The organism is Streptomyces sp. NPDC001568, assembly GCF_042893755.1.
GTDB lineage: Bacteria > Actinomycetota > Actinomycetes > Streptomycetales > Streptomycetaceae > Streptomyces.
Genome location: NZ_JBIAVF010000002.1, coordinates 520,758 through 533,240, shown reverse-complemented (window position 1 = coordinate 533,240; position 12,483 = coordinate 520,758). Strand labels below are relative to the sequence as shown.

The window sequence follows — 12,483 nt, the reverse complement described above, 5'->3', positions numbered from 1 at the left end:
ACGCCGGCGGGGATCACCGGACACCACCGAGGAGAACACCATGGACATCCGCGCACTGGGCGGCCAGGGCCTGAAGGTCGGCGCCGAAGGACTGGGCCTGATGGGCATGAGCGCCCACTACGGCGCCACCGACGACACCGAATCGCTCGCCACCATCGACCGGGCCCTGGAACTGGGCGTGACGCTGCTCGACACCGCCGAGGGCTACGGCCCCTTCCGCAACGAGCAACTGCTCGGAAAGGCCCTCACCGGTCGCCGGGAATCCGTCGTCGTCGCCACGAAGACGGGGATCGAGTTCACCGACGAGGGCGAGTTCCGCGGCCACAACGCGACCCCGGAGTACATCCGCAGGTCCGCCGACCGGTCGCTGCGCCACCTCGGCACCGACCACATCGACCTCTACTACCTCCACCGCATCGACCCGCAGGTCCCCGTCGAGGAGAGCGTCGGCGCCCTGGCGGAACTCGTGGCGGCCGGCAAGGTGCGCCACATCGGCCTGTGCGAGGCCGCGCCCGCCACCATCCGCCGGGCCCACGCCGTGCACCCCCTCGCCGCGGTGCAGACGGAGTACAGCCTCTTCGAGCGCGGCATCGAGCAGGACGGCGTCCGCGCCGCCCTCGACGAACTCGGGATCGGCCTCGTCGCCTACTCGCCCCTCGGGCGCGGCTTCCTCTCCGGAGCCCTCACCAGCCCCGACGACTTCGCCGCCGACGACTTCCGCCGAACGGACCCCCGCTTCCAGGGTGAGAACTTCGACCGCAACCTCGCCGTCGTCGACCTGCTCCGCGGCCTCGCCGCCGAGAAGGGGGTCACCCCTTCCCAGCTGGCCCTCGCCTGGACGCTGCGCCAGGGCGCGGTGCCCATCCCGGGCACCAAGCGCCGCCGGTACCTGGAGGAGAACGTCGCCGCCACCGCCGTCGACGTCTCCGACGAGGACCTCGCCCGCATCGACGCGGTGGCCCCGCTCGGCGTGGCCTCGGGCGACCGCTACGCCCCCGAGCTGATGAAGGGCCTGGGCGGCTGACGGATCCGGGCGCGGTACGGCCGATCAGTGGCGCACCGGCACTCCTTAGGGGGAAAGCGTCGTCCAGGGACGGTGCTGGGCGCCCGATCCTGCCGAAGAGAGGGGGACGGCCCCGGCCCGGGGCCGTGCGGCGCGCGGACGCGCCGCTGCGGCAGTTGCGAGGAGATGTACGCGTGATGCGAATGTGGAAGAGCGCGGGTCTTGCCCTGGCGGTCGGCATGGCGGTTCTGGGCGGTGCCTCGGCGGCGTCCGCCGACGCCCGGGCCGAGGGGATCGCCGCCGGCTCGCCCGGCGTCCTGTCGGGCAACCTGATCCAGGTCCCGGTCCACGTGCCGATCAACATCTGCGGCAACAGCGTGAACGTGATCGGCCTGCTGAACCCGGCCGTCGGCAACGTCTGCTACAACGACTGATCCCCCCGGCCCCGGCCCCTTCCGTCCGCCCCCGTCCGGGCGGCTCCGGGAGGGGCCGGGGCCTCCTCATGCCGTCATCGCGTCACCCGGCCCGGCCGTAGCGGACGTTATTGCTCCAAATGCGTTCCAGCCTTACCCGAGTGCCCGGCCGGGGCGCGTGCCAGATCTTGTCGTGACCGGCATAAATACCCACGTGTTCCACGGTGGAGCCCTGCGGGAAGAACACAAGATCGCCCAATGCGCGTTTGTCGCGGGATACGTGGGAAGTGTGCTCGTACTGCTGCTCGGCGGTACGGGGCAGCTGTTTCCCGGCTTTCCGGAACGAATACAGCGTCAGTCCCGAGCAGTCGAACCTTTTAGGTCCCATGGCGCCGCGCGCATAAGGGGCACCTTCCTTCGATGCCGCCACGGCCAACGCTTCGGCGCCGTACGGCGTGGCCGCCTCGGCCGGTGATACCGGCCCGGCCAGGGTGCCCGCGGTCAGCAGGCACAGGAGCAACAAAAGGCGAGGGGGACGGAATCCGACGGTGCGGCTGACAACTCGGAGAGCCTCTCGGGCTTTATGGGAGTCATTCCTGCAGACGGACATCGTGATACCTCCGCGTTCGGGTGGACTTGAGGTCGTTCGGATACCTGTGAAGGTCCTGCTTTCTCGGATGTCATTCCTGGAACGCAACGGCGGACAGTTTTCTCCGAAGCCGCCCGAAATTCAGGTCCGGACATGGGTGCAGATGTATCGGTTCTGTAACGGATTCGCGAACATATGGAAAAAGACCTGGTGGTGGCTGTCCTTCGCCGGCGCCGCGTCCGCGGAAATCCGGGATCGGGCGGCGCCCGGGGTGCCGCACCCCGCCCGATCCCGCATCCTGCTCGTGGACGGCGCCGCCGCAGGTGAAAGGGCGCCCGTTCCCCCGGAAGGAGCCGTCACCGTGCCCGGAACGCGCCTCTGGCCGCGCCGCTTCGTCGTGCCGGCCTGGGTGCGCACGTACGCGCCGTTCCTCGGCCGGGTCCTGGAACAGCTGGCACGGGTCCACGTACTGGACTGCGCCACCCGATTGGCCGCACAGGCCTTCCTCGGGGCGATTCCCGCGCTGTTCGTGATCGGCGCACTGGCCCCCGAGTGGATGCGCCAGGAGCTCATCAGGACGATCAGCACCACCCTGGGCATGACGGACGCCGCCCTCGATCAGGTCCGCGCGGTGTACGCCGCCGGCGACACCGTGGCCGTCGCCAGTACCGGCGCCGTGGGCGTGCTGGTGACGCTGCTGTCCGCCACGGCCTGCAGCCGGGCCCTCCAGACGACCTGCGAACGGTCCTGGCACCTGCCGAAGGCCGGAGCCCGGCTCGCCGCCTGGCGGTGGGTCGCCTGGCTGGGCGTGTGGATGACCGCACTGCTCTTCCAGGGCCCGGTCCAGGACGCGTTCGGCGCCGGCCGCGTCGTCGGCGCGTTCGTCTCCCTGGTCAGCGGCACGCTGCTGTGGTGGTGGACCCAGCACCTGTTGCTCGGCTCCAGGGTTCCGTGGCTGCCGCTGCTGCCCGGTGCGGTCCTCGTCGCCGTCGGGGCGCAGGCCGTCACCCTGGGGTCGCGGTACTACATGCCGCGCGCCGTCGACCGCAGCCTGGAGCAGTTCGGCGGGCTGGGGCTCGTCTTCGTCGTGCTGTCCTGGCTCATCGGGTTCTTCGTCGTCGTCACCGTGGGCATCGCCCTGGGCCGGGTACTGGCCCACGAGCGGCGGGCCGCGCACCGGCTCGGCACACCGGAAGACCCCCGGGGTGGGGGGGGGGGCCCGCCCCGCCCCCCCCCCCCGGCCCGGGGGGCGCCCCCGGGGGGGCGGGGGGGGCCCCCCGGGGGGGGGCGCCGCCCCCCCGGCCCCCCCCCGCCCCCCCCCGGGGGGGGGGCGGGCCCCCCCCCCCCCCCCCACCCCGGGGGCCCGATGACGCGGAACCGGTCAGTGCTTCCGGTGCCGGAAGATGTCCTTCATCTTCTCCTTCGCCTGACGGATGTCGCCCTTCGTCCGCTCGCCGCGACCCTCGGCCGCCAGCCGGTCGTTGCCCACCGCACGGCCCGCCGCTTCCTTGAGCTTGCCCACGGCCTGCTCGGCCTTGGCCCGACTCTTCTCGTTGTCCGGCACAGCTGATCACTCCCTGGAGTGGGACGGGAACACGTACCCCTCGTGTGGCCCGGATCCCGAACCTCAAACGCCCGCGCCGTACGGACCGCTCCGCGCCGACGCGGATGTGATCAGCGGGCCGCCGAAATATGATGAGTGCTGTCTCGCGTCAGAACCCTGAAGGCGGACGTACCCCGGAGCGGTCCATGACCTCCCATCGGTCCCCGCGGTCGGCGACCGCCGACGATTTGCTGACGAGGCTCGGCCGGCTGACGGCCCAGGCCAGGGAAGGCGCGGAACTCCAGCAGGCCCGCGTGGAGCTCGCCGAGGCGCTCCAGCGCGAGATCCTGCCCGCCTCGCTCCCCGCCGTCCCCGGCCTGCGCACGGCTGCCCGGTACACGCCGGCCCGTCACGGCCTGAGCGTCGGCGGTGACTGGTACGACGGCTTCGCGCTCCCCGGCGGAGCCCTCGGATTCTCCATCGGCGACGTGGAGGGCCATGACGTGGAGGCGGCCGCGTTCATGGGCCAGGTCCGCATCGCGGTGCGCGCGGTGGCCGCGGCCGCCGCCGATCCGGGCGAGGTGCTCAGCCGGGCCAACGACCTGCTGCTCTCCGTGGACTGCGACCTCTTCGCGACCTGCACCTTCCTCCGGTTCGACCCCGACACCTGGGAGATCCAGACGGCCCGCGCCGGCCACGTGCCCGGCGTGTGGGCCACCGTCGACGGCCGGTCCGGCGTCGTCGAGGACGAGGGCGGGACCCCGCTCGGCATGCTGCCCGGCGCGGAGTACCCCGTGACCCGGCGCCGACTGACGACGGCGGGCTCGTACGTCCTGGTCACCGACGGGGTCGTCGAAGGCCCGTCGTTCCCGATGGAGGCGGGGCTGGCACGGGTCGCCGCAGCGGCCCGGGACGCCGCCGGCGCGGAACCGGGGGAGTTGGCCGCCGAGGTGATGAAGGTCGCCGATTCGACGGGCCACGAGGACGACGCCGCCGTCCTGGTCCTGCGCCACGAGGCCTCCCGCGCCGGACCGGGTGACGCGCGCGGCGCCTGAGGCGTGTCACGCCCCGTGGACGGGCCGGGGCTGTTGTCTGATGCAGTGATGCGCACCGAGGGCTTGCGACGTCCGTTCCTGGCCGTGGTCCGGATCCTCGCCGTTGCCGCCGCCTACTTCGCGGGCGCACGGATCGGGCTGCTCCAGCAGGTGGTGATCGAGGGTGCGGTCGTCACCCCGCTGTGGCCGCCCACCGGCATCGCCCTCGCCTGCCTGCTCTGGCAGGGGCTCCGGGTCTGGCCCGGTATCGCGCTCGGCGCGTTCCTGGTCATCCGCTCGCTCGGCTCCGAGGACCCCGTCGGCCTCGTGATCGTCGCGGGCAACACGCTCGCTCCGGTGTGCGCCGCCCTGATGCTGCGCCGGGCCGGATTCCGCCGGGACCTCGACCGGCTCCGCGACGGGGTGGCCCTGGTGTTCCTCGGAGGGCTGGCGCCGATGCTGATCAGCGCCACCGTCGGCGCCTGGTTGCTGGTCTTCACCCACAGCCTGCCGGACAGCGGGTTCTGGACGGTGTGGTGGACGTGGTGGGCGGGCGACGCGATGGGCGTGCTCGTGCTGACACCGCTGCTGCTGGTCGCGCACAAGGTCCACGTGTCGCAGGACCCCTACCGCTGGGCCGAGGCCGCCGCCCTGATGATCGGCGCGCTCGCGATCACGCTGCTCGCGACCAGGAGCAGCCTGGCCCTGCTCTTCCTCGTCTTCCCGCTCCTGATCTGGGCTGCCCTGCGCTTCCAACTGGCCGGGAGCGCGCCCGTCATGCTGCTCGTGTCGGTCATGGCGAACGCCGCGGCCATCGCCCGGACGGGCCCCTTCGCCGATCACACCTTCGTGGAGGGCATGGTCAACCTCCAGGCGCTCAACGGCTGCGCGGCACTGACCTCCCTGCTGCTGTCGGCGCTCGTCACCGAGCAGAACACCATCCGACTGCGGATCGAGCAGGCGTGCCTGGACCTCGCCGAGGTGGTGGACCAGCTCGCGTCGGGCAAGGGGGCCTCCCACTGGCATCCGCCCGACGCGGCCGGCCCGCGCGGGGAGGGAACGCGCGGAGAGGGATCCCGGGCGGACGGCGGATAGGGCGCGGGCGGTTCGCCGGAAAGTTCGGGGGCGTCGCAGGAATCCGGCCCGGGACACGTCAAGAGCCCCCGGGCCCGATCGGACCGGAGGCTCTTGACGTCAAAGGTGGTGCCCACGCGGAGGGTTCGGATCCGCGGATCCGGGTGGTGCAAGCCGGGGCCCCGTGGGCACTCGCGCAGGCGTCGGAGGCCCCGGCTCGAAGAGGGGAGCGGGTCAGCTGTTGGCGGACAGGTTGCCCGAGAGGACCGGGATGTTGTCCAGGATGTGCGAGAGCGACTCGTCGCCCTTGGCCTGGGTGGAGTTCTCGGTGCACTGCTGGTTCTGCGGGTTGGACAGGACGTTGATGTCCTGGACGCCGATGTTCAGCGCGGCGATGAGCGACTGGGCGTTGACCTTCGCCGGCAGGCCGATGCAGGGCTTGTTGAGCGTGCCCTGAACGAGGCCGAGCTGCGGGCTCTGGTCGCCGTGGGTCTTCTGGTTGCCGTAGACCTGGGAGGCGCCGTTGCCGTTGACGGTGTTGACGCCGTTGTCGTTGCCGATGGCCATGGCCGGAGCGGCGACTGCGGCGCCCGCGCCGAGGATGGAGGCGGTGGCGGCGGCGGTGGCCATCATCTTCTTGATCATCATGGTCCTTCTGTTGCACGAGTGCACGGTGGTGAGCGCCTTGATCAACGCCCGGACCTGCGGCAGGTTGCTCTTGTTCACCCGATCGGCCCCGCCCCGTGCGCCGCGCCGCGGCCCCGGTTCAGGCCGCCGTGACGACCGACGCCCGTATCGCCGACGCCCACTCCTCCAGCAGCGCCGCGTGGCGCACCCGCTCGTCGTCACGAAGACGCCCCTCGGCGCGGGCGAACAGGCAACGGATGTCCGCGTTGATGTCGGAGAGGGGACGGCCGGCCGTCGTGGAGTCAGGGGTCGGGCTCATGTGATCAAGAGTAGGCGGAGGGTACGACAGCCGAGGTTCGTGTCCGTCATGCGGACGCCCCCGCCCGGTCGTTGGCGTCCCCACCGGGGTCCGCGCCCAGTCGGGCGGCCCGGGACCGCAGGTAGCGGCGCTCGGGGAGACTGAGGGTCAGCTCGGCGGCCCTGGTGTAGGCGGCGCGGGCCGCCACCGGGTCGCCGGCCCGCTCCAGCAGGTGGGCCCGTACGGCTTCCAGGCGGTGGTGGCCCGCGAGGTGTTCGTCCCGCTCCAGGTCGCCGAGCAGGACGAGGGCCCGGGCCGGGCCGTGGACCATGGCCACGGCCACCACGTGGCCCAGCTGTTCCGCCGGCCCGGGCACCAGCCGGATCAGTACCTCGTACAGGCCGAGGATGTCCGCCCAGTCGGTGTCCTCGTCGCCGGCGGCCTCGTCGTGGACGGCCGCGATGGCGGCCCGCACCTGGTACGGGCCGAGCGGCGCCCGGGTCAGGGCGCCGCTGACCAGGGCGACGCCCTCGGCGATCGCCGCCCCGTCCCACCGACCGCGGTCCTGCTCGGCGAGCGGGACCAGGCTGCCGTCCGGCGTCGTCCGGGCCTCCCGGCGCGCGTCGGCGAGCAGCATCAGGGCCAGCAGCCCCGCCACCTCCCCGTCGGCGGGCAGCAGGGCGTGGACGGCCCGGGTGAGACGGATCGCCTCGGCGGCGAGGGCGGCGCGCCGCAGTTCACGGCCCGAGGTGGCGGTGTAGCCCTCGTTGAAGATCAGGTAGAGCACCTGGAGGACGTCCCCGAGGCGCTCGGCGCGGTCGTCCTCGTCCGGCATGCCGAAGGGAGCCCCCGCGGACCGGATCCGCCGCTTCGCCCGGCTGATCCGCTGTGCCACCGTGGCCTCCGGGACCAGGAGCGCCCGGCCGATCTCGGCGGTGGTCAGACCGCCCACGGCGCGCAGCGTCAGCGCGATCCGGGCGGCCGGGCCCAGGTCGGCGCGGCAGCACAGGAACAGCAGCTTCAGGGTGTCGTCCTCGGCCGGGGCGCGGGCCTCGCCCGGCGGCGGGGCGAGGAACTCGTCGCGCGGGGTCAGCGCGGCGGCCGACTCCTCGCGGCGCCTGCGCGCCTCCTCGCCGCGGAGCAGGTCCGTCAGCCGGCGGGAGGCGACCCGGATCAGCCAGCCGCGCGGATTGTCGGGCCGCCCTTCCCGCGGCCACTGCCGGGCGGCGGCCAGCAGCGCCTCCTGCACGGCGTCCTCGGCGAGGTCGAAGTGGCCGTAGCGGCGCACGAGCGCCCCGAGGACCTGCGGCGCCGTACGGCGCCGCAGGTCCTCGGGGACGGGGCCCGTCGTCACATCTCGGTCCCCGCGCCCTCGTCGACCGGCTGGACGACGACCGGGTAGTTCGGCGCGCCCTCGGGGACGGGGCAGGCGTAGGCGCGCGCGGCGATCTCCGCGGCCCGCGCGAAATCGGCGACGTCGACGATCCAGTAGCCGGCGAGCACCTCCTTCGTCTCCCCGTACGGACCGTCGGACACGACCGGCGAGCCGTCGGCGCCGGCGCTCACCAACCGGGCCCGGCGCGGTTCGGCGAGGCCCTGGCCGTCGACCCACTCGCCCGACTCGGCGAGGTCGTCGTTCAGCGCGTTCATGTGGGCGAACATCGCCTTGACGTCCGCCTCGGACCAGGCCGGGTTGCCGGCGCTGCCCTTGCCGCCCATGGCGTCGTAGTCGGCCTGGTTGCCGAGGACCATCAACATGTACTTCATGGGGTGCCACTCCTCCTGATCGTGGGCCGCCTCCGCGGTGGCCTCTCACGGGGGACGTCGGAGCCGTGGCTCCCATTTCGACACGCGGCCCGGTGCCGCGCGCGACGACCCGCCGTCCGGAACCGGGATCGGGTACGTCACCGCAGGTCCGGGCGCTGCGACGGGTCGGAAAATTCCTGTCGCGGGATGCGGGGCGGACGGCTTCGGAGGGTACGGAACGGCTCAAAAGCGGCATGCTCCGGGGCTCGGGGGGTGGGAAGCGCCGCGCCGGGCGAAACCCGACCCATCCAAATCCGCGCCGGCCGCGAAGCACAGGGTGACAGGCCGCTGCCGGGCGGCACGACACACAGCGGCCCGGTGCGGAACGCAGCGACCGGAAGGCCCCACTCCGTGACCCTCTCGACGCCCCGTGCCACGCGTGAGGACCAGTCCGTTCCCCGCCTGCGCATACCGGCCGACCCCCGGTCCTGGCCCGACGTGGTGCGCTGCCCGGAACCTCCGCTCGGCCACACGGCCATCGCCCGCCACCTCCTTCGGCGCGCCTTCGCCCGCCTCCCGCTGCGCGTGCGCCTCGGTGACCTCGCGCCGTCGGGCAACGGGCCCGAGCTCACCGTGCACGATCCGGACGCCTTCTTCCGCCGGATCGCCGCCCACGGGCTCATCGGCTTCGGCGAGTCGTACATGGCCGGCGAATGGGACGCCGCCGACCTGCCCGGCGTCCTCACCGTCCTCGCCGCCCACGTGGACGAGCTCGTCCCCGCCCCGTTGCGCCGGCTGCGCGCCGCCTGGGTGCGGCGCAGGCCGGACGCGCAACGAGGCACCCCGGAAGGCGCCCGGGAGAACATCCAGCACCACTACGACCTGTCGAACGAGCTCTTCGAACTCTTCCTCGACCCGTCGATGAGCTACTCCTCCGCCGTGTTCACCGCCTTCCCCGCCCGCCCCGAGATCCTGGAGGCGGCGCAGCACCGGAAGATCGACCGGCTCCTCGACCTCGCCGGCGTCGGCCCGGACCGGCGGGTCCTGGAGATCGGCACGGGCTGGGGCGAACTCGCGATGCGCGCCGCCGCACGCGGCGCCGACGTCGTGACGCTCACCCTCTCCGCCGAACAACGGGACCTGGCCGTGCGGCGGATCGCCGAAGCCGGGCTGTCGGACCGGGTCACCGTGCGGCTACAGGACTACCGCGAGGTGCGGGGCACGTACGACTCCGTCGTCAGCGTGGAGATGATCGAGGCCGTCGGCGCCGACTACTGGCCCGTCTACTTCCGCTCCCTGCGCGACGCCCTCGCCCCGGGCGGCCGGATCGCCCTCCAGTCCATCACCATGCCGCACGACCGGATGCTCCTCACCGACCGCACCCACACCTGGATCAGCAAGTACGTCTTCCCCGGCGGACTGATCCCCTCCCGGCGCGCCATCGAGGAACACGCCGGCCGCGCGGGCCTCGGCATCGTCTCCGACGAGGGCTACGGCGACCACTACGCGGAGACGCTGCGCCTGTGGCGGGAACGGTTCATCGCCCGCACCGACGAAGTCGCCGACCTCGGGTTCGACCGTACGTTCCGCCGCATGTGGGAGCTGTACCTCGCCTACTCCGAAGCCGGGTTCCGGGCGCGCTACCTCGACGTCCGCCAACTGCTCCTCGCCGAAGGGGCCCGGTGAGTCCCGTGACCGGCCGCCCCGCCGGGCCCGCCCGGGAGGCGCGCGGGGCCCGTGAGAGCGATGAGGCCGGTGCGTCGGCCGATGCGCTGAGCGTCCGGCGGGCGCCGCAGCGGGCCGCCTGCGCCGTCCTGCTGCTCCACGGCGGCCGGGCGGAAGGACTGGCGCCGCCCCCGCGGGCCGGCCTGCCGAGGCTCCGCATGCGGCCCTTCGCCGCCTCCGTCCTGCGCGCCACCCGGGCGGACCGGGTCCTGGTGGCCGACGTCCGCTACCGACACCGGGGTTGGAACGGCGACCGGGCGGATCCCGTCCGGGACGCCCGGCGGGCCCTGTCGGAACTGCGTCGCACCGCCGGGCCGATACCCGTCGTGCTGATCGGGCACTCGATGGGCGCCCGCGCCGCGCTCCGGGTGGCCGACGAGCCCGACGTCCGGGGCGTCGTCGGCCTCGCTCCCTGGTGTCCGCCCGGCGAGCCGGTGGACCACCTCCGGGGCACCCCGATCGTCCTGCTCCACGACGAACAGGACCGGGTCACCCGCGCCGAGGACTCCTGGGAGTACCTGCGTCGAGCCCGCGCCGGCGGCGTACGGGCCGAGGGCATCGCCATGCCGTACGGGAGCCACGCCATGCTCCGCGACGCCCGTACCTGGCACCGGACCGCCACCGCCGCCGCCCTCGCGCTCCTCGGCCTCGGCCCCATGCCCGCCACCGGGCGCTGAGCCGGCGTCGCCCGGTACCGGCCGCGTACCGAGGGTGCATCCGCCCGACGTCCGCGGGCCGAAGGGGCAGTGACAGCAGCAGCCGTAGGGACCGGAAAGGACGGCGGCCCATGCGCGGCACCCGTGGAGGAAACCGCTCCGTCATCGTGATCGGCGCCGGGGCGGCGGGCCTGGCCTGCGCCGCGGACCTCGCCCGCGCCGGGGTCGACGTGTCGCTGCTGGAGGCGTCCGACCGGGTGGGCGGCCGGATGCGGACCGACGTACGCGACGGGTTCCGCCTGGACCGGGGCTTCCAGGTGTTCAACACCTCCTACCCCCAGGTCAAACGCCGCCTGGACCTGCGCGCCCTGCGGCTGCACCCGTTCACCCCCGGGATGCTCGTCCACACCGATCGGGGACGCGTCCGCTTCGCGGATCCGACCCGGCGTCCCGGCGACGCCCTCGGCCTGCTGCGCGACGGTCGGCTGTCCCCGGCGGGCGCCGCCGGCGCGGGCGCGCTCGGCGCGGCGGGCCTGCTGCTGCCGGCCCCGCTCCTCAAGCGGCTGCCGGAGACCGGCACGCGCGAGGCCCTGCGCTCCTGGGGCCTGCCGACCCCTCTGACCGAGGAGGTGCTGACCCCCTTCCTGGCCGGCGTGTTCCTCGAGGACCGCATGGAGACCTCCAGCCGGGTGTTCCACATGATCTGGCGCAGCTTCCTGCGCGGCACCCAGGCGCTGCCCGACGCGGGCATCGGCGCGGTGCCGCGGCAACTCGCCGAGGCCGTCCCCGCCGGCCGGCTGGAACTGGGAACCCCCGTCGCCGCCCTCGCCGACGGGGGAGTGGTCCTGACCGACGGCTCCACCCGCGAGGCCGACACCGTCGTCGTCGCCACCGACCCGGCCACCGCGTCCCGCCTGCTCCCCGGGCGCCCCGCCGTCGCCACCCGCACGGTGACCACGTACTACCACGCCTGCGCCACGTCCCCGCTGAAGGAACCGACCCTGCTGCTCGACGCCCGCCGGAGGTTCCTCAACAGCTGCGTGCTGACCGAGGTGGCCCCGTCCTACGCGAGCGACGGCCGGGCCCTCGTGTCCACATCGGTCCTCGGCGCGGGCGCCCCCGAAGCCCCCGCGGACCTGCTGGCGGCGCTGACCGAGGCCTACGGGACGGACACGGGCGGGTGGGAGCCGGTCGCCGCCGTCACGGTGGAGGGGGCGCTGCCCGTCATGCTCCCGCCGTGGCCCCTCAGCCGTCCCACCCGCCTCGCCGACGGCCTCCACCTGTGCGGCGACCACCGGGCGACCGGCTCGCTCCAGGGCGCCCTGGCCTCCGGCGCCCGGGCCGCGCGCGAGGTGCTGCACGCCCGCGCCTGAGCGGTCTCAGTCCCGCCGACCGGCCGCCGGGACGAGGAACACCTCGTCCTCGTAGCACCAGGCCCACGCCTCGCCGTCCTCGACGGAACGGGCCAGCGGGTGGCCCGACGCGGCGGCGTGCGACGCGGCGTGCTTCCCGGAGGAGCTGTCGCAACAGCCGACGTGACCGCAGGTCAGGCACAGCCGCAGGTGCACCCACGGCCGACCGGTCTCCAGGCACCCGGCGCAGCCGTCGCCGAGCGCGGGAGGTTCGGCCCCGCCCGCCGCGTCCAGGTGCCCGCACTCGCGTCCCTCGGGCCTGCCCGCGTCATGGGCGACGGTCCAGCGCGTCACGCCGGCTCCCTTCGTGCGACAGGCCCCCGCCCCATCCTCGCCGCCGTTCGGGCCCGTGTCCATCCGTCA

The 12,483-nt window shown here is 73.8% G+C and carries 14 protein-coding genes and 1 pseudogene; 8 read left to right on the top strand and 7 right to left on the bottom strand.

Annotation, left to right across the window (positions count from 1 at the left end; translation table 11 throughout):
* Nucleotides 1–40 precede the first annotated feature (40 nt).
* Together ACFY0I_RS05535 and ACFY0I_RS05530 are read left to right on the top strand one after the other, a co-directional pair.
* On the top strand, nucleotides 41–1,024 hold the full coding sequence (locus tag ACFY0I_RS05535) for an aldo/keto reductase (RefSeq protein WP_388890506.1): 984 nt from the start codon (nucleotides 41–43) through the stop codon (nucleotides 1,022–1,024).
* Between the two features lie 182 nt (nucleotides 1,025–1,206).
* The gene (locus tag ACFY0I_RS05530) at nucleotides 1,207–1,437 is read left to right on the top strand and encodes a chaplin (protein WP_388890703.1); all 231 of its coding nucleotides are present in this window, start codon (nucleotides 1,207–1,209) and stop codon (nucleotides 1,435–1,437) included.
* An 82-nt stretch (nucleotides 1,438–1,519) separates the two neighbouring features.
* On the opposite strand, the gene ACFY0I_RS05525 is transcribed toward ACFY0I_RS05530, so the two are convergent.
* A complete protein-coding gene (locus ACFY0I_RS05525; RefSeq protein ID WP_388890503.1) occupies nucleotides 1,520–1,939 on the bottom strand; it encodes a C40 family peptidase in 420 nt (139 codons plus the stop codon).
* Nucleotides 1,940–2,093: 154 nt separating this feature from the next.
* Between ACFY0I_RS05525 and ACFY0I_RS05520 the strand changes: the two are divergent.
* Nucleotides 2,094–3,155 (top strand): annotated as a pseudogene (locus tag ACFY0I_RS05520) (YhjD/YihY/BrkB family envelope integrity protein); the annotation flags it as partial.
* Nucleotides 3,156–3,386: 231 nt separating this feature from the next.
* Here ACFY0I_RS05520 and ACFY0I_RS05515 read toward each other — a convergent pair.
* A complete protein-coding gene (locus ACFY0I_RS05515; protein WP_388890700.1) occupies nucleotides 3,387–3,569 on the bottom strand; it encodes a CsbD family protein in 183 nt (60 codons plus the stop codon).
* A 185-nt stretch (nucleotides 3,570–3,754) separates the two neighbouring features.
* Here ACFY0I_RS05515 and ACFY0I_RS05510 point away from each other — a divergent pair, with 185 nt between their 5' ends.
* Nucleotides 3,755–4,603, top strand: a complete 849-nt coding sequence (locus ACFY0I_RS05510) for a PP2C family protein-serine/threonine phosphatase (protein ID WP_388890500.1) — start codon at nucleotides 3,755–3,757, stop codon at nucleotides 4,601–4,603.
* Between the two features lie 45 nt (nucleotides 4,604–4,648).
* On the top strand, nucleotides 4,649–5,677 hold the full coding sequence (locus tag ACFY0I_RS05505; RefSeq protein ID WP_388890697.1) for an MASE1 domain-containing protein: 1,029 nt from the start codon (nucleotides 4,649–4,651) through the stop codon (nucleotides 5,675–5,677).
* A 213-nt stretch (nucleotides 5,678–5,890) separates the two neighbouring features.
* On the opposite strand, the gene ACFY0I_RS05500 is transcribed toward ACFY0I_RS05505, so the two are convergent.
* The 4 genes from ACFY0I_RS05500 to ACFY0I_RS05485 form a co-directional block, all read right to left on the bottom strand.
* Entirely contained in the window at nucleotides 5,891–6,301 is a 411-nt protein-coding gene (locus ACFY0I_RS05500) for a rodlin (protein WP_388890694.1), read from the bottom strand.
* 121 nt (nucleotides 6,302–6,422) lie between these two features.
* The gene (locus ACFY0I_RS05495) at nucleotides 6,423–6,602 is read right to left on the bottom strand and encodes a hypothetical protein (RefSeq protein WP_388890497.1); all 180 of its coding nucleotides are present in this window, start codon (nucleotides 6,600–6,602) and stop codon (nucleotides 6,423–6,425) included.
* 46 nt (nucleotides 6,603–6,648) lie between these two features.
* Complete coding sequence (locus ACFY0I_RS05490) at nucleotides 6,649–7,935, bottom strand: RNA polymerase sigma factor (RefSeq protein ID WP_388890494.1); 1,287 nt, start codon at nucleotides 7,933–7,935, stop codon at nucleotides 6,649–6,651.
* Nucleotides 7,932–8,348, bottom strand: a complete 417-nt coding sequence (locus tag ACFY0I_RS05485) for a YciI family protein (protein WP_388890492.1) — start codon at nucleotides 8,346–8,348, stop codon at nucleotides 7,932–7,934. The genes ACFY0I_RS05490 and ACFY0I_RS05485 overlap by 4 nt, the downstream gene beginning before the upstream one ends.
* 390 nt (nucleotides 8,349–8,738) lie before the next feature.
* Between ACFY0I_RS05485 and ACFY0I_RS05480 the strand changes: the two genes are divergently transcribed.
* From ACFY0I_RS05480 to ACFY0I_RS05470, 3 genes are all read left to right on the top strand, one after another.
* Nucleotides 8,739–10,013, top strand: coding sequence for a class I SAM-dependent methyltransferase (locus ACFY0I_RS05480; RefSeq protein ID WP_388890489.1), 1,275 nt, complete (start codon nucleotides 8,739–8,741; stop codon nucleotides 10,011–10,013).
* Nucleotides 10,010–10,729 (top strand): alpha/beta fold hydrolase, encoded by a 720-nt coding sequence (locus tag ACFY0I_RS05475; RefSeq protein WP_388890486.1) that lies wholly within the window; start codon nucleotides 10,010–10,012, stop codon nucleotides 10,727–10,729. The genes ACFY0I_RS05480 and ACFY0I_RS05475 overlap by 4 nt, the downstream gene beginning before the upstream one ends.
* A gap of 110 nt (nucleotides 10,730–10,839) precedes the next feature.
* Nucleotides 10,840–12,081 (top strand): NAD(P)/FAD-dependent oxidoreductase, encoded by a 1,242-nt coding sequence (locus tag ACFY0I_RS05470; RefSeq protein WP_388890484.1) that lies wholly within the window; start codon nucleotides 10,840–10,842, stop codon nucleotides 12,079–12,081.
* Nucleotides 12,082–12,087: 6 nt separating this feature from the next.
* Here ACFY0I_RS05470 and ACFY0I_RS05465 read toward each other — a convergent pair whose 3' ends face one another.
* Complete coding sequence (locus ACFY0I_RS05465; protein ID WP_388890691.1) at nucleotides 12,088–12,354, bottom strand: UBP-type zinc finger domain-containing protein; 267 nt, start codon at nucleotides 12,352–12,354, stop codon at nucleotides 12,088–12,090.
* Nucleotides 12,355–12,483: the final 129 nt, after the last annotated feature.

Excerpts from the sequence above, each read along its gene's own strand:
- ACFY0I_RS05470 (WP_388890484.1), top strand. The coding sequence starts at position 10,840 with ATGCGCGGCACCCGTGGAGGAAACCGCTCCGTCATCGTGATCGGCGCC.
- ACFY0I_RS05485 (WP_388890492.1), bottom strand. The coding sequence starts at position 8,348 with ATGAAGTACATGTTGATGGTCCTCGGCAACCAGGCCGACTACGACGCC.
- ACFY0I_RS05510 (WP_388890500.1), top strand. The coding sequence starts at position 3,755 with ATGACCTCCCATCGGTCCCCGCGGTCGGCGACCGCCGACGATTTGCTG.
- ACFY0I_RS05500 (WP_388890694.1), bottom strand. The coding sequence starts at position 6,301 with ATGATCAAGAAGATGATGGCCACCGCCGCCGCCACCGCCTCCATCCTC.
- ACFY0I_RS05535 (WP_388890506.1), top strand. The coding sequence starts at position 41 with ATGGACATCCGCGCACTGGGCGGCCAGGGCCTGAAGGTCGGCGCCGAA.
- ACFY0I_RS05530 (WP_388890703.1), top strand. The coding sequence starts at position 1,207 with ATGTGGAAGAGCGCGGGTCTTGCCCTGGCGGTCGGCATGGCGGTTCTG.
- ACFY0I_RS05495 (WP_388890497.1), bottom strand. The coding sequence starts at position 6,602 with ATGAGCCCGACCCCTGACTCCACGACGGCCGGCCGTCCCCTCTCCGAC.